This is a genomic window from Pseudomonas sp. PAGU 2196 (assembly GCF_022179005.1).
Taxonomy (GTDB): Bacteria; Pseudomonadota; Gammaproteobacteria; order Pseudomonadales; family Pseudomonadaceae; genus Aquipseudomonas; species Aquipseudomonas kermanshahensis.
Genome location: NZ_BNTL01000008.1, coordinates 96,604 through 116,057 on the forward strand (window position 1 = coordinate 96,604; position 19,454 = coordinate 116,057).

Sequence of the window (19,454 nt, forward strand, 5' to 3'; positions counted from 1 at the left end):
CACAGGTACGGTGGCGTGGCTTGGTGTGTGGCCGCTGGCTTGCCTGCGATGGGCCGCGCAGCGGCCCCCAGGGTTAGGTTCAACGGCGCGTTGCGCCCTGGGTTTCCTTGGCATTGAGCACGGCGGTGTACTCCCCCGGGTCGGCGCCATTGAGGTAGTAGTTGCCGACGTTGTGCAGCCGCCAGCGAATGGGGTCATGGGTGGTGTGCACCCGGGCGTTGCGCCAGAAGCGGTCGAGGTTCCACTTGCTCAACGAGGCACTGGCCCCGAGCAGAGAAAACAGGTCGCTGGAGATCTTCAGTGACGCCGCATCGGAGTGGGCGCGGGCAGTGGCCACCGAGAGGATCAGTTCATCCTGCAGGGCTTTGTCCTCCGGGTCGCGCTCATGCGCGTCGAACACCCGTGCGGCATCGCGCAGTACCGACTCGGCACCGCGCAGCGCCACGGCGTACTCGCCAATCTGGCGAATCACGTGTGGCTCGTCACTGGCGCGGTCCACGCCACTTTCCACCCAAGCCCGGGCATGCTCGCGCAGGTAGTCGACGCCTGCCTGCAGCGCGCCGGCGGCGATACCGGTGTCGATGGCGGCATGAAGAATCTGCGGGAAGGTCAGCCCTGTGCGCTTCATCGGGCCGGTGCGCCGCGACAGGTAACGCTCGTCCAGCACGATCTCGTCGAAGTTGACCGTGCCGCTCACCGAGTTCTGCTGGCCGAAGGCCTGCCAGTCATCGACCAGGGTCAGCCCAGGGGTGTCGCGGTGCAGCAGCACACCGACGCCGCCGTCTTCGCTGGCGGCCGTCAGCGAGATCCAGTCGGCCAGGTAAGAGCCGGTGGAGTAGAACTTGCTGCCATTGAGCACCAGCTTGCCATCGGCGCGGCGCTCGACCCGGGTTTTCAGGGCGAACTTGTTCTTGCCGCCCACCTCGGCCAAGGCATTGCCGAAACGCTTGCCGGCCAGTACGTCGGCGATCAGGCGGTCGCGCACGTCGTCGGCGTAGCTGGTGAAGATGCCGCGCAGCATCACGTTGTGGATCTGCAGCAGTTGGCCGACACCGCCGTCGGCGGTGGAGATCAGGCGCACGGTTTCGACGATGGTTTGCACTGAGGCGCCAAGGCCGCCGAATTCGGCCGGTACGGCGATGGCGGTGAGACCGCTGCTGGACAGCAGGTCGGCCTGGCGGCGCGGCAGCTGGCCGTTGTTGCTGGGGTCGGCGGCGAGCACGGCGATTTGCGCGGCGACCTCGCGGGCGGCGGCGATGGCTTCGGCTTCGCTGGTCAGGCGGTGGATAGGGCTGGGTTCGATGGCGCTCATGGGTCGTCTCGCAAGGGTCTTCAAGGGCCAGTGCGCCTGCTTCGCGGGCAAGCCCGCTCCTACAGGTGAGGTGCCGGTTTCAAGGGCAATGACAATCCTGTGGGAGCGGGCTTGCCCGCGAATGGCTGCACCGCGGTCCCATAGCCTTGAGCAAGTTCTTTGCCATGACTCACCAGGCCCCGTGTTGCTTGGCTTCGGGCCGCGCCTGCTGCCCCAGCAACAGCTCGCCTGCTGATCTGGCAGCACCCCGCCCGCAATCCTGCTCCGTGCCCAGCAGCCAACGCCTGTGAACGACACTCAACTTCCCGTAAATCAAGGCCTCCAGCGGTTGGCACGCACGCTGCAATAGCGCTTTCACGACGCCCAAGGAGCCACCCCATGACACGCGCTACTGCCGCAACGCAATCCGACGACCCCACTGCCCTGGACCGCATCTGGTTTACCCGCTGCCCGGTGCCCACCGCTTCGGGCATCGCCTACAAGCTGGGCTGGCTGGACGAAGAATTCGCCCGCGACGGCCTGCCAGTCTCGACCCTGCAGGAAACCCGTCAGCTTGGCCATCACCACTACGATCACCAGCTGCCGGGGCTGTTTCGCGAAGGCGGCAACGTGCCTGCCTTGGCCGCCCGTGCAGCAGGCTCACCGAGCCGGCTGATCGGCCTGACCTGGATCGAGGAATGGCAGACCATCCTGGTCCGCCCGGACTCAGGCATCCGCAACGCCGCCGACCTGCGCGGCAAGCGCCTGGCGCTGCCGGCCTGGGCTGACAGCCGCCCCGGCAGCATCGCCCGGGCCATGAGCCTGCACGGCTACAAAGGCGCCCTGGCCTCGGCCGGCCTGCACTTGGACGACGTGCAACTGGTGGAAGTGGCGCTGCTCGACCAGGCCAGCGCCGCCACCCCGCAGCTGGGCCTGCAGCGCCTGTGGTCGGGCCTGGATTACCTGGCGCGCGGCGAGGTCGATGCCGTCTACGTCAAGGGCGCGGCCGCTGCCGATGCGGCGCGGCGCCTGGGCCTGGTGGTGGGCGTCGATCTCGACCTGCTAGCCGACCCGCGCCACCGCATCAACAACGGCACGCCAAGGCCAATCACCGTGCACCAGAGCCTGCTCGACAACCACTTCGAGCTGGTTGCGCGCTTCCTGGCCCAGACCCTGCGCGCTGCCGAATGGGCGGCCGGCAACCGCGATGCGCTCAACAGCTTCCTCGAGGACGAGACCCGCGCCGGCATCCAAGGTGTTGCCGAAGCCTATCGCGGCGCGTTCCACACCACCTTGGCGCCGGACCTGTCCGAGCAACGCCTGGCGTTTCTGGGCACGCAAAAGGACTTTCTCTACCTGCATGGCTTCCTCGAAGCCGACTTCAGCATCGCCGACTGGGTCGACCCACGGCCCCTGCAGGCTGCCCATGAACTGCTGGCCCAGCGCCGCGCCTGACCTTGCATCCGCCCCCGGAGAATGAACATGACCGTACTGATCAACGAACGCCCCGTCACTGCCGAACTGCACGCTTTCATCGACCAGGTGGTCGCCGAAGCCGAAGCGGCGTTTACCGTATTCCGCGAGACCAACACCATCACCGCCAATGGCACTGTCGGCTTCATCGAGCGTGTGCCCGGTGAAGACCTGCTGGTGTCCGTCAACTACGGCGGCCCGTGGAACCACCGCAAACCGCTGCAGGCGACCGTGACCGACTTCTCCGGCAACGTGATCGTCGGCAAGGGCAAAGGCGGGCTGGGACGCTACACCAAACTGTTCCAGACCCACGCTGACATCACCACGATCTCGCATGTGCACAGCCCGTACCTCGGCGCCTGGGCCCAGACCCACCGTACCTTGCCGTTCCACTATGTGCCGGTGCAGCGCTATCAGCTGGCGCGGGAGCTACCGGTGTACATCGACCGGCGCCAGGCCGAGGTGGACTTCATCCTCGACAAGATCGCCGAAAACCCGTTCAACCTGGCCATTCTCGAAGCCAATGGCGGCTCCACGGTGTGGGGCAAGCAGGGGCTGCGTGCGACGGCCGAGTTCATCCTGCTGTTGGAAGAAGGCGCCCAGATTCAGCTGTTGGCCGATGCGCTGGGCGGTTCGCGGCCTTACGGGCCAGGGGTGCTGACGCAGCAGTGGAAGATGAGTGGGTTGTACGAGCGCGCTACCGAGCTGGGGCTGGTGCCGGGTATCGATCGGCGCAGCTGATTCGCAGTTTCAAGCCCACCACGCCCTCCTTTGTAGGAGCAGCCTTGTGCTGCGAAGAGGCCAGTCCAGGCGCAGCAACTGTATCTGGCGGGCCGGCCTCTTCGCAGCACAAGGCTGCTCCTACAGGGGGACGAGTGACAGCTCGATATTTCACTCCAAGCAAGGACCATCCCCATGGCAGTAAAAATCCTCTGGTACCTCACCACCCCCGATGGCCCCTATCCCTGGGAGCCCGAAGGCCGCTGGAACACCGACTTCGAGCACCTAAAACAACTGGCCATCGCCGCCGATCGCCTGGGCTTCTACGGCTCGCTGCTCGGCTCCAGCCCCAACGAAAGCCTTACGGTATCGGCCGCGCTGATCGACGCCACGTCACGCCTGCGCTTCCTGGTCGCGCAACATCCAGGCGAGCTGTCGCCTGCGGTGTTGGCCAAGTGGGCACTGACCTTCGACCAATTTTCCAACGGCCGTTTGCTGTTCAATGTGGTCAACGGCAACGACGCCGGCCTGGCCACGCTGGGCGTGCATTACCCGCACGATGAACGCTACGACTTCAGCCTGGAGTACTGGCGTGCGTTCCAGGGCTTTTACGCGGGTGAAACGGCAGGCTACGACGGCCGTTACGTCAAGCTCTCGCCACGCTCACCTGCGGCGGCCAGCCACCCCCTGGGCGGTTGGCACCCACCCAAGCAAAAGCCTGGCATCCCGCTGTGGGGCGCGGGCACATCGGCGCCGGGCGTGGCCCATTCGGTGCAGTTACTCGACGTCTACCTGAGCTTTGCCGATACCCCGCAAAAGCTCGGCGACAAGTTCCGCAGGGTGGCCGCCGAGGCAGCAAAAATCGGCCGCGAGCTGACCTACGGCACACGCCTGCAAGTCATCGTGCGCGAGACCGAAGAAGAAGCCTGGGCGCATGCCGAACGCCTGCTACAGCGCACTTCGCTGGCCACCGCCCGCGCGGCCATCGAGCGTCAATTGCCGGCAGGGCAGACCCTGTACACCTACGTTAGCGACGACCCGCGCATTCAGCGCAACCTCGACAGCATTCGCGCCGGGCGCCTGCCCACTGCCCGCGAGCTGGAGATCTACCCCAACGTCTGGCTGGGCCCCAGCCTGTTCGGCTTCAACATACTTGGCCCGGCCGCGGGCACCTACCTGGTCGGCAGCGCCGAACAGGTGGCCGAGCGCATCCGCGAGTACGAAGCCCAAGGCACCTCGGCGTTCATCCTGTCGGGCTTCCCGCTGATCGACGAAGCCCACCGGGTGGCCGACCTGCTGTTCCCGCTGCTCGACCTGGACCACGGGTTCGAGGTGCCGCGCCTGAGCGCCCGCACTAAGCCGACCGTGGCCCAACCGGCGTAAGGAGAGGGTGATGAGTGAGTTTTCGCGCCGGGTGTTTCTCGGCAACAGCCTGGCCGTCGGGGGCGGCCTGCTGCTCGGTGGCGGGCTGCTCAGCGGCTGCGATGGTGGCGCGCCCGCTGCCACGGCTGGCGGTATCGCATTACCCGCCACGCCGGTGCGCGGTGGGCGGTTGCGCGTGGGCATCATCGACGGAGACCAGGCGGGCAACCTCGATGCGCACAAGCCGGTGGGCGGCGGCATCATCCGCGGCTGGGCGCTGTACGCCAAGTTCTGGGAATGGAACCCGGATGTCAGCACACGGCTGGCCTTGGCCGAGTTCGCCGAGCCGAATGCCGATGCCAGCGCCTGGACCATCCGCCTCAAGCCGGGGCTGGAATTTCACCATGGCAAAAGCATCACTGCCGACGACATGCTGTTCTCGATCCTGCGTTTGACCGACCCGCAGTTGGCCTCGCCGTTTGCCGGGCTGGTCGGCGCCATCGACCGCCAGGCGCTGCGCAAGCTGGATGCGCGTACGATCGAGATCCGCTTCAAACAGGGGCAAAGCTTCTATCCCTTGGATGAAACGCTGATCAGTTTCGGCGGCATCGTGCCGACCGATTATCATCCGTTGACCAACCCGGTAGGCGCCGGGCCCTACAAGCTCAAAAGCTTCATCCCTGGCCAACGCTCGCTCTACACCCGCTTCGAAAACTACTACAAACCTAACCGTCCTTATGCGGATGAGCTGGAGATCATCGAATTCAAGGACCAGGTCTCGCGTGCGGCGGCCTTGCGCGCAGGGCAGATCGACGTGGCCAGCGGGGTGCAGGCCGAGCACAGTGCCTTGCTCAAGGCTGACCCGCGCCTGCGCCTGTACGCCTCGCCCAGCACCTCGTTCACCGGTTTCAACCTGAACCTGGCTAAGCCGCCATTCCAGGACGTACGTGTGCGCCAGGCGTTCCGGCTGCTCGCCGACCGGCAAGAGCTGGTGGCGCGTGGGCTCAATGGTTTCGGCCGTGTCGCCAACGACCTGTATTCGCCACACGACCCGACTTACAACCACACGATCGCCCAGCGCCCGTACAACCTTGATCAGGCCCGTTCACTGCTGCGCCAGGCCGGGCAGGACGACTTGCGTGTCGAGTTGACCACCACACCAGGCCCAGGGGTGAACGCGGCGTTGGTGTTTGCCCAGCAGGCGCAGAAGGCGGGGGTGCAGGTCAAGGTCAACCAGGTCGACGGCTCGGTGTTCAATGGCCCACAGCGCGAGCAGTGGCAGCTGTCACCAGGTTCGACGCCGGCCCGCGGTTTCCTCGCCTCGGCGCTGCACAACGATGCGCCGCAAGCCATCTACAACCGCAGTAATTTTCACGACTCACGGTTTACCGAACTGTACGGCCAGGCGCTGGCGCAGCCCGACCTGGAGCGGCGCAAGGCCTTGGTGCATGAAGCTCAGGTAATCCAGCACGAACGTGGCGGGCTGTTGATCTGGGGTTTCTCGGACGTGCTCGATGCAGCGTCCGCCAAGGTCGGCGGGCTCGTCCCCGAACAGACCACCTTCGCCTCCTGGCGCTTCGACGAACTCTGGTTGAACCATGCCTGATCACGCTCACCGTTCCCCACGTACGCCGGCCTGGCTGGCCTGGTTCATTGGCCGTCTGGGCTACGGCCTGCTGACCGCCTGGGTCATCAGCCTAGTGGTGTTCATCGCCACCCAGGCGCTGCCCTCGGACCCGGCGCGGGTCATCCTTGGCCCCGATGCGCCACTGGACAGCATCGTGACCTTGCAGCGCCAGCTGGGCCTCGACCAGCCGATCCTGGTGCAGTACCTGCGTTGGCTGGGGGCGGCATTGCGCGGTGACCTGGGCATCTCGCTGGACTCGCAGGTGCCGGTGGCACAGCTGCTGTTCGGGCGGCTCGGCCACACCCTGGCCTTGCTGGCCGGCGTGCTGGCGCTGGTGGTGCCACTGGCGCTGACCCTGGGCGTGAGCCTGGCGCTGCGCCGTGACCGGCCGCTGGACCGCAGGGGGTTGTCGGCCTTGATCCTGTTGAAGGCCACGCCGAGCTTTCTGTTGGCCATCGGCCTGGTGCTGTTGTTTTCCATGCCCGGCATGGGCTGGCTGCCGGCGGTGTCGATCCTCGACCCGCAATTGCCCTTGTGGCGGCAGTTGCCATCGTTGGTGCTGCCGGTGGTTGCCTTGAGCCTGTCGGCGCTGCCGTACCTGACACGCATGGTCCGCGCCTCGATGATCGAGGCGTTGGAGTCCGACTACGTGGTGGCCGCACGCTTGCGCGGTATACCGGAGCGGCGCATCGTCTGGCGCCATACCTTGCCCAACGCCCTGACCCCGGCCATCCAGGGGGTGGCGTTGACCCTGCGCACGCTGGTCGGCGGCGCGCTGTTGGCCGAAGTGATCTTCAGCTACCCGGGCATCGGCACGGCCCTCAATGCGGCGATCCAAATGCGCGACCTGCCGATGATCCAGGGCGTGGTGCTGGTCATCACCCTGGCTGTGGTGCTGATCAACCTGTTGGCCGACCTGCTGACTGTTCTACTCACCCCCAAGCTGCGCACCGCGCGCCGGGTCAAGATGATCCGCCGCAACCGGCGCGGCATCCGCCCGTGGTGGCGACGCGCACGCCGTACACCTGCCCAGGAGGCAACCCATGACTGAGACCCGCTGGCTGGCCGACCCGCAGGTGCGGCGCGGCGCTGTGATTACCGCGCTGGTGATGTTGCTGGCGCTGCTGGGCCCCTGGCTCGCGCCGCATGCACCGACGGCCATGGTCGGGCCGGTGTATGGGCCGCCGACTGCCGATGCGCCGCTGGGGCATGATTTTCTTGGCCACGACTTGTTGTCTCGCTTGCTCAGCGGGGGCGTGTCGGTGCTGTGGATGTCGGTGGCGGCGGCCACCCTTGCGCTGGTGGTCGGCGGCAGCCTTGGGTTGTTGGCCGGTTTTTCGCGCCGCCGCCTGGACCAGGCGATCAGTTGGGCGGCGGATGTCTCGCTGGCTTTTCCGGACCTGATTCTGGTGTTGCTGATCGTCTCGATGCTCGGCCGTGCGCCGTGGCTGATCGTGTTGACCGTGGCCATCGCGTTTACCCCAGGGGTCGTGCGCCTGGCGCGTGGCAGCGCGGTGGCGGTGGCGGGCCAGGAGTTCGTCGAGGCGGCGCAGATGATGGGCTACTCACGTTGGCGCATCCTGTTCAGCGAAATCCTGCCGAACATCCTGACGCCGCTGCTGGTGCATTTCGGCAACATGCTGACCTGGGCGGTGGGCATGCTCTCGGGCTTGAGCTTCCTGGGTTATGGCGTAGCGCCGCCGGCGGCGGACTGGGGGCTGATGATCAACGAAAACCAGGCCGGCCTGCTGGTACAGCCCTGGGCAGTATTGGCACCGGCGCTGCTGATTGCGGTGTTCGCCTATGGCACCAACATTCTGGCGGAAGGTATCGGCCGGGTCAGTGCACGTATTGGGGAGAAACAGCCATGACGGCGGCGTTGAAGGTCGACAGCGACGTGTTGCGGGTCAGCGACCTGCGGGTGGAACTGGCCGGGCAGGTCGATGTGCTGGCCGATGTCTCGTTCAGCCTGGCGGCGGGAGAGATCGTGGGGTTGGTGGGCGAGTCCGGTTCGGGCAAGACCACCCTGGCCACGGCCTTGCTGTGCCATGCGCGACAAGGTGCGCGTATTACCGGCGGGCGCATTGCGGTGGCTGGGCAGGCGGTGCTGGAGCTTGAGGGCGAAGCCTTGCGCCTGGCGCGGGGAGGGTTGGTGGGCTACGTCGCCCAGGACCCGGCCACAGCGCTGAACCCGGCTCTGCGCATAGGCGCCTTGTTGCGTGAAACCGTGTTGGCGCATCAACCCAAGCTGACCAAAGATGCATTGCAGCAGCGTATCAGTGAGACCCTGGTGGATGTCGGTTTGCCGGATGATCCCGCTTTTTTGCGGCGCTTTCCGCATCAGTTGTCCGGGGGGCAGCAACAGCGGGTGATGCTGGCATTGGCGTTTGTCCTGCGGCCGAAACTGATCGTGCTCGACGAGCCGACCACGGCGCTCGATGTGACCACCCAGGCGCATGTGCTGGAAACCCTCAAGCGACTGTGCCGGGGGCACGGTGTGGCGGCGTTGTACGTGACGCACGACCTGGCCGTGGTGCGCGACCTGGTTGACCGGGTGATGGTGATGTATGCCGGGCGATTGGTGGAAGTGGCGGGGCGCGAAACCTTGTTCAAAGCACCGGCACACCCTTACACCCGTGCCTTGCTCGCGGCCATTCCTGATATTGCCCGACGCCAGCCGCTGCAAGCCATTGGCGGCCATGCGCCGGCGCCGGGGCAGCGGCCTGCGGGCTGCGCGTTTGCCCCTCGTTGTGCCAGGCGACGTGCCGAATGTGCGGTGATCGAGCCTTCGCTGCTGGCGTTCGAGGGCGGTCAGCAAGTCGCTTGCCTGGCGCCCTACCGTGAGCCGCTGCCCCCGGGCGAGCGGGGTGTCGAGATGGCAGCGGCGCCTAGTGCAGAGGTGTTGCTGGAGGTGCAGGGGCTGGATGTGGCTTACGACCGCCAAGTGCTGTTCGATGTTTCACTGCAGGTAGCGCAAGGCGAATGCCTGGCGCTGGTGGGCGAGTCCGGCTCGGGCAAGACCAGCCTGGCCAGGGCCATCGCGGGGTTGGGCGAGAACGTTCAAGGGCAACTGCGTTACGGCGGCGAGCCGCTGGCGTTCACCGCGCGTCAACGGAATGCGCGGCTGCGTCACCAGATTCAGTACGTGTTCCAGAACCCCTACCGGGCGTTGAACCCTCGGCAGACGATCGCGCAGACCCTCAGCGCGCCCTTGGCGCATTTCTTCGCTGTACGTGGCGATGAGGCGCGTCATCGGGTCGAAGCGGTACTGGCGCGGGTGTCGCTGCCGGCGCGTGTGGCTGATCTGTATCCGCACAGCCTGTCAGGGGGAGAACGGCAGCGCGTGGCGATTGCCCGGGCGTTGATCTGTGAGCCACGGCTGTTGGTTTGCGACGAGATTACCTCGGCGCTGGATGTGTCGGTGCAGGCGTCGATCCTCGCATTGCTGCGGCGTTTGCAGCGTGAAGGGCTGACCGTGTTGTTCGTCACCCACGACTTGGGCGTGGTGCGGGCGATAGCCGACCGGGTGTTGGTGTTGCGCCAGGGCAGGGTGGTGGAAGAGGGGGCGGCTGAGCAGGTGCTTGGGCGGCCGGTTGATGCCTATACCCGGACCTTGGTGGAACATTCGCCTCGGTTGCAGGTGGGCTTCTAGGTGCATGCCTTGGGTTGTAGGGCGCCTGTGAGGCCGAGCGCCGCGCGGGCGGCGCTCGATCTTACAGGCGGTGCAAGGCCCAAGGCATGCACCTGGCACCCCAGATGCAATCCCCAGCTGGGCACCATCACCCAGCAAATCGCGCCTGCCGCCGCCGCACTTCCTCCCGCACCGCCGGAATCACCCACCGCCCGTAATCCACCGTGTCGTACAACGGGTCATACCCGCGGTTGAGGAAGGTGCTCACCCCCAGGTCGACATAATCCAGCAACGCCTGGGCAACGGTCTCCGGCGTGCCCACCAGCGCTGTGGTATCGCCATAAGCCCCGACCGCTGTCGCCGTCGGCATCCACAATGCCCGGTCATGCCGGTCCGCCCGGGCGGCGGCGGCGAGCAGGCGTTCGGAACCGGTGCCCTTGATGCGCTTCTGCCAGGGGCTGTCCGCCGCAAACTGCGGGTTGGCCTTGATCTGCGCGAGGATCTGCTCCGCGCGCTGCCAGGCCAGCTCCTCGGTGGCACCCAGGATCAGCCGCACCGACAAGCTCACCCGTGGCGCCGCCACGCCAGCGGCACTCGCCGCAGCCTTGAGCTTGGCGATCTGCTCGGCGACGCCGCTCAGCGGTTCACCCCACAGGGCATACAGGTCGGCATGTTTGACGGCGATCTGGTAGGCGATGTCGGACGAGCCACCAAAGGAAATCGGGATATGCGGCTGCTGCAGCGGCTTGACCGGCGAAAAAGCGCCCTTGATGGTGAAGTAGCGGCCTTCGAAGTCGAACGGCTCCTCGGCAGTCCAGGTGCGCCGGACAATCTCCAGGTATTCGTCGGCGCGCTGGTAACGCGCGGTCTTGTCCAGCAGGGTGTCACCTTCTTGCGGCTCGGCCGTGATGCCGGTGATCGCATGCAGGCGAATGCGCCCGCCGCCGGTGGTGTGGTCGAGGGTGGCGAATGCCCGCGCGGCCACCGTCGGCGCGGTCAGGGCAGGGCGGTGGGCGATCATGAAGCCGAGGCGCTCGGTGTGCGCGGCCGCATAGGCGGCAATCTGCAGGCTGTCGGCACTGCCTGGGCCGCTGGCGATCAGTACCCGGTCGAAACCGGCATGCTCATGGGCGCGGGCGTGGTGGCGGATGAACGGCAGGTCGAAGTCGGGCGAGCGCACGCCGCGGGTCTCGGACCACTGGCGGGGGAAAATCATGCCGACGAATTCAATGGACATGGCGATGGCCTTTTACGTTGAGGAAGGGTCAGAACTGGTAATCGACCTGGGCCAGCAAGGTGCGCCCGGGCATGGGTTGCAAGAAGGTGTTGGTCGAGCCGGCCAGGCCGCTGACGAAATTCAATTCGTCGGTGACGTTGAGCATGCGCAGCGTCACGCCCCACTGTGGCTGGCGGTAATACGCGGCAAGGTCGAGGTTGTATTCGTCGGGCACCTTTACCGTCTTGCTCAGGTTCAGGTACCAGCTGCTGGTCCACCAGCCAGAGAGCTCCACGCCGAACCCGGAATCGAAGCGGTAATCGACATAGCCGCCTGCGTTGTACTCAGGAATCTGCACCGCATCGAACTTGCCGGACGGGCGCTGGTTGAGGCTGTTGTTGTCGCCGAACACGGTGCCGTTGTCGGGGATGAACCCTGCGGAGGCGAACCCGGCCTGGCTGGTGAACTCGTTGTAGGCACTGATGCGGCTGAGGTTGAGGCCGCCGCGCAGGTGCGGGTCCTGGTAGCGCAGGGTTGCTTCCCAGCCTTTGACGATCAACCGGGCGATGTTGTTGTTGCTGTCTGGCGACTGGTCGCGCGCCTGCTTGTAGGCGGCCAAGGTGAAGAACAACTGGTCGGGCATGGCCTCGACCTTCAGCCCCACTTCGTGCAGCACGCTAAGGCTCTCGAACGCCAGCGGGTTGAGCTGGTTGGCCCCGGCGCCACTGCCCCAGCCCAAACCATTGGTGAAGAACCCGGTGTTGACGGCGAGGGAGCGGTCGAAGGTGTAGTACAGGGTGCTGTTGTCGGTGGGTTTGAAATAGGGGCTGACCTGTACCGAGAACAACCGGTAATTGTCAGAGTCCTTACGCGGGTTGCCGCCCGCGAGCACGAAGGGGTTTTCGATACGGGCATCGATCCAGCTGCGGCTGGCCCCCACGTTCAGCCCCACGCGCTCGCCCAGGCGCAGGTTGTGCTGGCTGAACAGGGTTTGGGTGGTCCAGGTGCTGTCGGCGGTGTAGGGCGCCACCGATTCAGCGTACAAACCGTGCCCTGCCGGGTACATGGCGGGCAGGTTGAGCCAGCCATAGTAATTGGACAACTGTGGCACGCCGGGCTGGCCGATCCAGGCTCCGTTGCCACCGGCGGGGTTGCGCCCACTCAGTCCGAGCAGGTCGCCAGGGTTTTTCAGCGTCGGGTCGAGAGTGAGGTCGTAGGCGTTGATGGTGGAGCCAAAATTGTTGTTGGCGGCGATCGACTCGTTGGTCTCGCGGCGGTAGATCAGCCCGGTGTTGCTGTCGTCGACCAGCGTCAGGCCGCCCAGCTGCCATTGGCCACGGGCGCGGAACTCGAAGCGGTTGTCGAAGATGTCGTCCTTGCCCTGCACCTGGAACGCGCCCACCGCGTCGGTGGTGTCGGTGGAGTGCTGGTAGAAAGTGCTGTTGGCCAGGGTGATCGACGGGGTCAGGTCGCCCTCGACGCGCAGTTGTGTGGTGAAGCGCCGCGAGCGGTTCTGGTCCTGCGCGCGCTGGCCGGTCTGTGGCGACAGCGAGGTCTGGCCATTGCCTGCCAGCGACGGGTCGTACACCCAGCCGCGCAAGCTGCCTGGGCTGGCCTGGGTATTGGGTGAGGCGCCCTGGAAGCTGCCATCGACCACCTGGTACTGGCCCTGCGCGTTGCGCTGGCGCTGCACCCAGCCGAGTACCTGGGCATCGCTGGCACCCGATGACAGCACCGGCGACCACAGGCTGTTGCCGTTCTGGATGATCGGCGTGGCGCGCCCGGCGTTGTACCTGCCGTGGTCGACCAGGTCTTGGGTGGCGCGGTTCCAGCCGTGGGTGATGTTGTAGTCGTAGTAGTCGTCGTAGGCGGCGTTCCAGTCCACCCGCAGGTTGTCGTTGCGCCAGGCGAGGGCGCCGTAGAACGCGTCGAAGTTGTTGTCGACGTTGTCGTAGAAGGTTTCCTGGCGCTGGCGGGTGATGCTGACCCGGTAGGCCAGGCTGTCACTGAGGGGACCGGTGTTGTCGATGCTGAATTGGGTGGCATCGCGTGATTCGCCATCGGGGATCCAGCTGCCGATTTCGCCACTCAGGCGGGTGCGGAAGCGGTTGAAGTCGGGCTTCTTGCTTAGGTAGTTGATGTAGCCGCCGCTGCCACTGACCGATCCGTAGGTGACCGACGAGGGCCCGGCGACGATGTCGGCGCCTTCGTAGGCGTTGAAGTTGGCGGGGTGGCGTACGCCGTAGGCGCGTTGGCCATCCTGGAACACCTCGGAGCTTTGCCCGCGCATTTGCGGGGCGATGCCGGCGTTCTGGCCGCCGCCACGGGTGATGCCGGGGGCGTACTTGACCAGGTCGTCCGAGCTCTGGATCGGGTCGCGGGCCAATTGCTCGGCGTTGATCTGGGTGACAGAGCGTGGGGTGTCGAGGACTTTGCTTTCCAGGCCGCCGTAGATCGAGGCCGGTGGGCGGGTGGGCAGGGCGTCGTCGTCAGCCTGTTCGGCTTGGACGGTGACGGTTTGCAGTTGGGTGTCCTCGGCGTAGGCCAGCGGTACGCTGGCGGCCAGGATGGCCAGTGCCAGGGCGCTGGGCTGGAATGTCGGGTGCAGCAAGGCAACGCGGAGCATGGGGCTGAGCCTCGTTCTGTTCGGGAATGGGAAAAGCGAGGGCGCAGCCGCGCCTGCGGTTATTGGGTGCCTATGGCGACTGCCGGGGGCGCTATGCGCCCCTTGTGGGAGCGGGCTTGCCCCGCGAACACGGGCGAAGCCCGTGCCATCCCCTCGGGGTACCTGCTTCGCGGGGCAAGCCCGCTCCCACAGAAGATTGTGCTGGCCCAGCGTTTAGCTCCTGAGCCACAGGCTCTCGAACCGCCAGGTACTGAACAGCGACTGCTCCGCCTGCGCCCCACCGACCCGTGTGCTGACGCTGTCGAGCAAGTCGGCAAAGCCCCAGATCAGCATGCCGCCGCGTTCGTACTGGATGCGTTGGGCGCGGTGCACCAGGGCTTTGCGTTTCTCAAGGTCGGGCTGGGCCATGGCAGCGAGGAAGGCCTCGCTGAATGCCGTGTCGTGGAAATGGGTCTTGTTGGCCACGGCGAACGGCGCGTCGGTATGGATGGCGCTGGCCAGAAACGGCGCACCGATGCTGCCACCCGTGCTCAACGTCCAGTCGTCGCGTTGCGGCCCCTGGAACGTCGCCAGGTCGACCTGGCGTACTGTGATCGTCACGCCGATGCGCCGTGCCTGTTCGGCCAGCACCAGGGCCGAGGTAAGCCCAGGCCCTGGGGTCGTGACCAGTTCCACCTGCAGGCCTTCGTGGCCCGCGTCCTTGAGCAATTGCGCCGCCCGTTGTGGGTCATGCGGCCGTGGCCCGAGGCTGTGGTCGAAGGTGGGGTCGAAAGGGGCGTACAGATCATTGGCCACCCGGCCCTGGCCATTGAGTGCCCGGCGCACCAAGTCTTCTCGGTCTGCCAGCAGGCGAAACGCCTCACGCACCCGCGGGTCGTCGAAGGGCGCTTTGGTGGTGTTCATGTCGAACGACAACCAGTTGCCGCTCACCGACTTCAGCAGGCGCAGGCGTGGGTCGGCCTGCAGCACTTGCAGGTGCTCGGTGGACATGACGTTGGCCATGTCGATCTGCCCGGCGCGCAAGGCCGCCAGGCGGCCGGTCTGGTCCTTGAAGTCGATGATCTCCAGTTCATCGGCATACGGTTTGCCGGGCTTGTAGTAATTGTCGAAACGGGTGAACAGCGAGCGCTGGCCCGGGGTGAAACTTTTGAGTTTGTAAGGGCCGGCACCGACCGGGTTGGTGACCGGGTGGTAGTCCACCGGCACGATGCCGCCGAAGTTGACCCACGTTTCGGGCAACGGCAGGTAGCTGCGGCCTTCGCGAAAAGCCAGGCGCACGGTGCGATCGTCGAGCTTGACCAGGTTGTCGCGGTCGACCCAGTGCAGCAGCGCCGCATAGGGCGAGGCCAACTGCGGGTCGGTCAGGCGCCTGATGGAGAAGATCAGGTCGTCGGCGTCGATGGTCTTGCCGTGGTGAAACTCCAGCCCAGGCTTGAGCCGCAACGTCCAGCCGCTGGCGTCGGCGTTGGGCTCGGCGAACTCGGCCAGGGCCAGGCGCGGCTGCATCTGCTCGTCCCACTCCCACAGCTTGCTGTACAAGGCAAAGCCGCGGACGATGCCGCTGCCGACCGGTTTATGGGCGTCGAGGTTGCCGCTTTGGTTGCCATCGATGATGCCAAGACGCAGGCGCCCGCCATGGCGTGGCTGGTCGGCAACCGCGTCCCCGGGGCTGTCGCTTGGGCCGCAGCCGGCCAGCAGCCCACCGGCCAGTACGCCGGCATGGCCAATGAAGGCGCGCCGGCTCAATGGGTAACCGTCCCAGGCCATGGCGTCAGCCTCCGTTGCTGGCGTGCAGTTGCACGGGGGTGGGCGCCGGGCGGGCGAGGGCGGCGCGCTGGCCACGGAAGTGCGGCAAGATATGCTCGCCGAGGCGGTAGGCTTCTTCCAGGTGCGGGTAGCCGGCAAGGAAGAACAGGTCGATGCCGATGCCGTGGTACTCGCGGATGCGCGCCACCACGTTGGCGTAGCTGCCCACCAGCGCGCAGCCTGGCGGGATGCCGATATAGCCGAAGCCGGTCCACACGTTGGGGTGGATGAAGAAATCGTCGAAGGCCTGCTGCTCGTCCTTGTCGCTGTAGCCGTGCTCGTAGCTCAGCTTGCGTGCCGTGCGCAGGCCAGCGTGGGCGGCGCGGGCCTTGACCGTGCCCTTGGCCACCCCTTCGTCGAAGAAACGTTTGGCCTCGGCGCGCGCGGCCTCTTCGGTCTCGCGGGCAATCACGTCGATGGACAGGCCGAAGCGAATGTCGGTACGCCCCCACTTCAAGGCGCGGGCGCGGATGTCGGCGATCAGCGCGGCGATCTCGTCCGGGTGCTCGGCACGCATCAGGTAGAAGTCCGCATGCTTGGCGGCGAACTCGCGCGCGGCCAGCGAAGAACCGGCGGTGCAGATCAGCGGCAGCTCGGCTTTTTTCAGCGGCCCGCGCAGTCCGCCACCTTCGGCGCGGTAATAGGTGCCCTCGTAGTGAAACTGCTCGTTGTGCCAGTAGCCGCGTACCACGTCCATGAACTCGGTGGCGCGGGCGTAACGTTCGTCGTGGCCCTCGAAGTCGCCGACCTGGCGCTGGAGGGCGTCGGAGCCGCCGTTGATGATGTTCCATACCAGCCGGTTGCCGGTGGCGCGCTGGTAGGTTGCGGCCTGTTGCACGGCTACCCAGGGCGTGTAGTGATAGGGCTGGAACGCGGTGACGAATTTGAGCGTGCGGGTTTCCCGTGCCAGCAGCGAGCACACGGTCCACGGCTCTTCGCCGGTGGGCGCATTGACCATCAGCGCGCCACCGAAGCCGTTGATTTCCGCAGCGCGGGCGATTTGCCCGAGGTAATCGATGTAGGTGAAGTGATCACCTACCGCGAACCCGGAAACCGCACCGCTGCTGTCGCCGCCTGCGTGCCAGTCGCCGCGGTTGCGCGGGTCGCCAGGCAGGTACTGGGTTTCGCCATGCAGTGGCAGGCGGGTGAAGAATTCGATGCTCATGGGGTGGCCTCCTTACTGGACGCTGGGGCTGCAGTTGGGCGTGACTGGCTGGCCGCTGATGACCTGGCGGGCGAAGGGGATCGAGTCCTTGAGCGAGGCGTTGACCGTTTCGCTATGGCCCAGGCCTTTGTACAGGTGCCCCTGCACCACCGAGCCGGCCTTGCAGGCATCCTGCATCAGTGCAACCTGGGTCGCGGCGGCAGGGGTCTTGTCCTCGGCGCCGGTGCCGATGAAGATCGGCTGGGCCAGTTTGAGGGTGGGGTACGACACTTGGGCCAGCCACGGTTTGAGCTGGTCGCCCTGGTAGTCCTTTTTGGCGTTGGCGGGGGTCAGGCCGGTGCCGACCACATCACTGACCAGTGCCGACAGGCAACTGGTGCGCGCCTGCTCGAACAGCGGCAGGGCCTTGTCGGTGTAGAAGTCGCGCGGGTCGATGCTCGGGTCGTACTGCTGTGCGGCGAGCAAGGTGTAGAAGCCGTAGGCCAGGGCCGGGTCGACCTTGTTCTGGTCCTGCTCACCGACGTTTTTCGACCCCACGGTGTAGATCACGCCGGTGCCGATGCTGCCCTTGACCCCCAGTTTGGGTGCATAGGTTGCGGCATAGGCACCGGCTGCAAAGGCACCAGCGCCACCCTGGGATTGGCCGATGATCAGGACCTTGTCAGCCAGCCCCGGTACGCCGGCGACCACGGCCTTGGCGGCATCGAGAATGCCGTAGGCGGCCATGCGGTTGTTCAGCAGCGGGTGGCCACCGGGCACACCCAGGCCTTGGTAGTCGGTGGCGACGATGGCATAGCCCTCTTCGAGCCAGCGGTTCAGGTATTGCACATCGCGGTAGGAACGCCCGGCCCAGGACGGTGCGCAGATATCCGCCACCCCGACGGTGCCGTGGCCCCAACTGGCGACCGGCCAGCCACCGGCGGGCGCCGGGCCCTTGGGAATGAACAGCGCGCCAGAGACCACGATTGGCGTCTTGCCGTCGATGCCGTCCAGCGAGGTGTAGAGGATGCGCTGGGCACTGGCGGCGTTGGGCAAGCTCAGCGCTGAGTCCAGCGGCTCGCTGCGCAGCAGTTTACCGGGGCTGGCCGGGATTGCCTTGGACCAGGTGTAGAAGCTCGAAACGCGGCCGTCGCCTTGTTGCGGGTCGGGTTTGGGGGCGTAGGTGTCGGCGGCCAGGACGCCAATGGAAAAGGCCAGGGCACTGAGGCCGAAAACGATGGAAACAGGCAATTTCATGGAAGATGTTCTCAAGGTTGTTGGCTGATTTGAGCGTCCAGGGACGGCCAGTAGTGGGTGAGCTGCAGGTCGATCAGCGCCTGGCGGGTGAAGCCTGTGGCCAGGTCGCTGCTGATGTCGTAGGGCGTGCGGATCAGGCGGTTGGCCAAGGCGTAGTGGCCCAGGGCGTCGTAGTGGGCTTTGAGCTGGGCATCGCTTTTCGGCGCCCAGCGCGCTTTCCAGGCCACCGGGTCGTCCTGGTCATCGCGGCGCAGCACGCTTTCGGCCACCCCGGCGCGGGACGACAGCGCGTAATAGGCGTCGCGGTTCTGCGCTTGGGAGATCCACCAGGCCGCGCGCACCCAGGCCGTGGCCACCAGCTGCGTGAGGTCGGCGTGCTGCTGCACGAAGCGGTCGGTGCCCCACAGGTCGGACACCAGCCGCCAGTCGTTGGCGCCTTGCTTGGTCGACCAGAGGATCCGCGCCACGCCTTTGTCTTCCAGGGCGTAGGCTTCGTTGAGCAGCACGGCGGCATCGACCTTGCCGGCCGACACGGCGGCGGCGCCGACCTGCGGGTTGAGGTTGGCGATCTTGAAGTCGGTCAGCTTGAGGCCCTGGCTTTCCAGGAAGTTGCTGAAGGCAAATTCCCATGGCCGCCCGCGGTGCAGGGCCAGGCGCTTGCCTTTGAGGTCCTGGATGCTGCGCACCGCAGAGCTGCTGGGCACCACCAAGTAGATGTTGTTGCCGCTGCCACCCGGCACGATCAGCTTGCCGGGCACTTGGCCGGCGCCAGCGATGACCGAGGGCAGGTCGCCGCGTACGGCGAAGTCCAGGCTGTCGTTGCTGAAGCCTTCGTTGATTTGTGGCCCGGCGCCGGCGTGGGGCAGGGCGGTCCATTGCAGTTTCACGCCGCGGGCGGCCAACTGCTGTTCGAGCCAGCCGTCTTCGATCACCCGCCCCGGGATGCCCCCGAAGACCGGCGCGCCGCCTTGGGTGAAGGCAACGATGGCGATGCGCACCGCTGCCGGTGGCTCGGCGGCCAATGTGGTCAGGCTGAGTAACAGGCCGCCCAACAGGGCCAGGCCGTGACGCCAGAGTGTGTTCATGTGCGGCTCCAAACAAGGGTTCAACAGGTCTGGGCCGCGTGCTGCAGCGAACCAGGCATTGCCAGGCCAGGAGCGAAATGCATGCCAGTCTTTGAAAAGGTGGCTGCAGGCCTTTAACGGCGGGGCCTTCAGCACATGGGAGGGGCGCGGAGTGGAGCCCAGCCTGCTGATCGGCACGCAGGGCAGTGCTGGCGCGTTGCTGCTGCAGCAGCAGTC

General features: G+C 66.2%; 14 protein-coding genes. 7 read left to right on the plus strand and 7 right to left on the minus strand.

The window, feature by feature from the left end:
• Nucleotides 1–79: 79 nt before the first annotated feature.
• Nucleotides 80–1,312, minus strand: a complete 1,233-nt coding sequence (locus MFF34_RS07855; RefSeq protein ID WP_186678643.1) for an acyl-CoA dehydrogenase family protein — start codon at nucleotides 1,310–1,312, stop codon at nucleotides 80–82.
• A gap of 378 nt (nucleotides 1,313–1,690) precedes the next feature.
• On the opposite strand from MFF34_RS07855, the gene MFF34_RS07860 reads away from it, so the two are divergent.
• From MFF34_RS07860 to MFF34_RS07890, 7 genes are all read left to right on the plus strand, one after another.
• A complete protein-coding gene (locus MFF34_RS07860) occupies nucleotides 1,691–2,746 on the plus strand; it encodes an ABC transporter substrate-binding protein (RefSeq protein WP_238212088.1) in 1,056 nt (351 codons plus the stop codon).
• Nucleotides 2,747–2,773: 27 nt separating this feature from the next.
• A complete protein-coding gene (locus MFF34_RS07865; RefSeq protein WP_027593757.1) occupies nucleotides 2,774–3,505 on the plus strand; it encodes a class II aldolase/adducin family protein in 732 nt (243 codons plus the stop codon).
• 174 nt (nucleotides 3,506–3,679) lie between these two features.
• On the plus strand, nucleotides 3,680–4,867 hold the full coding sequence (locus MFF34_RS07870) for an LLM class flavin-dependent oxidoreductase (protein WP_238212090.1): 1,188 nt from the start codon (nucleotides 3,680–3,682) through the stop codon (nucleotides 4,865–4,867).
• A 10-nt stretch (nucleotides 4,868–4,877) separates the two neighbouring features.
• Nucleotides 4,878–6,452 (plus strand): ABC transporter substrate-binding protein, encoded by a 1,575-nt coding sequence (locus MFF34_RS07875; RefSeq protein WP_238212092.1) that lies wholly within the window; start codon nucleotides 4,878–4,880, stop codon nucleotides 6,450–6,452.
• Complete coding sequence (locus MFF34_RS07880) at nucleotides 6,445–7,524, plus strand: ABC transporter permease (protein ID WP_238212094.1); 1,080 nt, start codon at nucleotides 6,445–6,447, stop codon at nucleotides 7,522–7,524. The genes MFF34_RS07875 and MFF34_RS07880 overlap by 8 nt, the downstream gene beginning before the upstream one ends.
• Nucleotides 7,517–8,344 (plus strand): ABC transporter permease, encoded by an 828-nt coding sequence (locus MFF34_RS07885; RefSeq protein WP_099429805.1) that lies wholly within the window; start codon nucleotides 7,517–7,519, stop codon nucleotides 8,342–8,344. Before MFF34_RS07880 ends, MFF34_RS07885 begins: the two co-directional genes overlap by 8 nt.
• On the plus strand, nucleotides 8,341–10,125 hold the full coding sequence (locus MFF34_RS07890; protein ID WP_238212096.1) for an ABC transporter ATP-binding protein: 1,785 nt from the start codon (nucleotides 8,341–8,343) through the stop codon (nucleotides 10,123–10,125). The genes MFF34_RS07885 and MFF34_RS07890 overlap by 4 nt, the downstream gene beginning before the upstream one ends.
• A 127-nt stretch (nucleotides 10,126–10,252) precedes the next feature.
• Here MFF34_RS07890 and MFF34_RS07895 read toward each other — a convergent pair whose 3' ends face one another.
• The 6 genes from MFF34_RS07895 to MFF34_RS07920 form a co-directional block, all read right to left on the minus strand.
• Nucleotides 10,253–11,341 (minus strand): LLM class flavin-dependent oxidoreductase, encoded by a 1,089-nt coding sequence (locus MFF34_RS07895; protein ID WP_099429803.1) that lies wholly within the window; start codon nucleotides 11,339–11,341, stop codon nucleotides 10,253–10,255.
• Nucleotides 11,342–11,369: 28 nt separating this feature from the next.
• Nucleotides 11,370–13,946 (minus strand): TonB-dependent siderophore receptor, encoded by a 2,577-nt coding sequence (locus tag MFF34_RS07900; RefSeq protein WP_238212098.1) that lies wholly within the window; start codon nucleotides 13,944–13,946, stop codon nucleotides 11,370–11,372.
• A gap of 213 nt (nucleotides 13,947–14,159) precedes the next feature.
• Complete coding sequence (locus MFF34_RS07905) at nucleotides 14,160–15,713, minus strand: ABC transporter substrate-binding protein (RefSeq protein WP_238212100.1); 1,554 nt, start codon at nucleotides 15,711–15,713, stop codon at nucleotides 14,160–14,162.
• Nucleotides 15,714–15,717: 4 nt separating this feature from the next.
• Complete coding sequence (locus tag MFF34_RS07910; RefSeq protein WP_099429800.1) at nucleotides 15,718–16,917, minus strand: LLM class flavin-dependent oxidoreductase; 1,200 nt, start codon at nucleotides 16,915–16,917, stop codon at nucleotides 15,718–15,720.
• A gap of 12 nt (nucleotides 16,918–16,929) precedes the next feature.
• The gene (locus MFF34_RS07915) at nucleotides 16,930–18,153 is read right to left on the minus strand and encodes a lipase family protein (RefSeq protein ID WP_238212109.1); all 1,224 of its coding nucleotides are present in this window, start codon (nucleotides 18,151–18,153) and stop codon (nucleotides 16,930–16,932) included.
• An 11-nt stretch (nucleotides 18,154–18,164) separates the two neighbouring features.
• Nucleotides 18,165–19,238 carry an ABC transporter substrate-binding protein gene (locus MFF34_RS07920; RefSeq protein WP_238212111.1) on the minus strand — a complete coding sequence of 358 codons (1,074 nt, stop codon included), beginning with the start codon at nucleotides 19,236–19,238 and terminating at the stop codon, nucleotides 18,165–18,167.
• Between the last annotated feature and the right edge of the window lie 216 nt (nucleotides 19,239–19,454).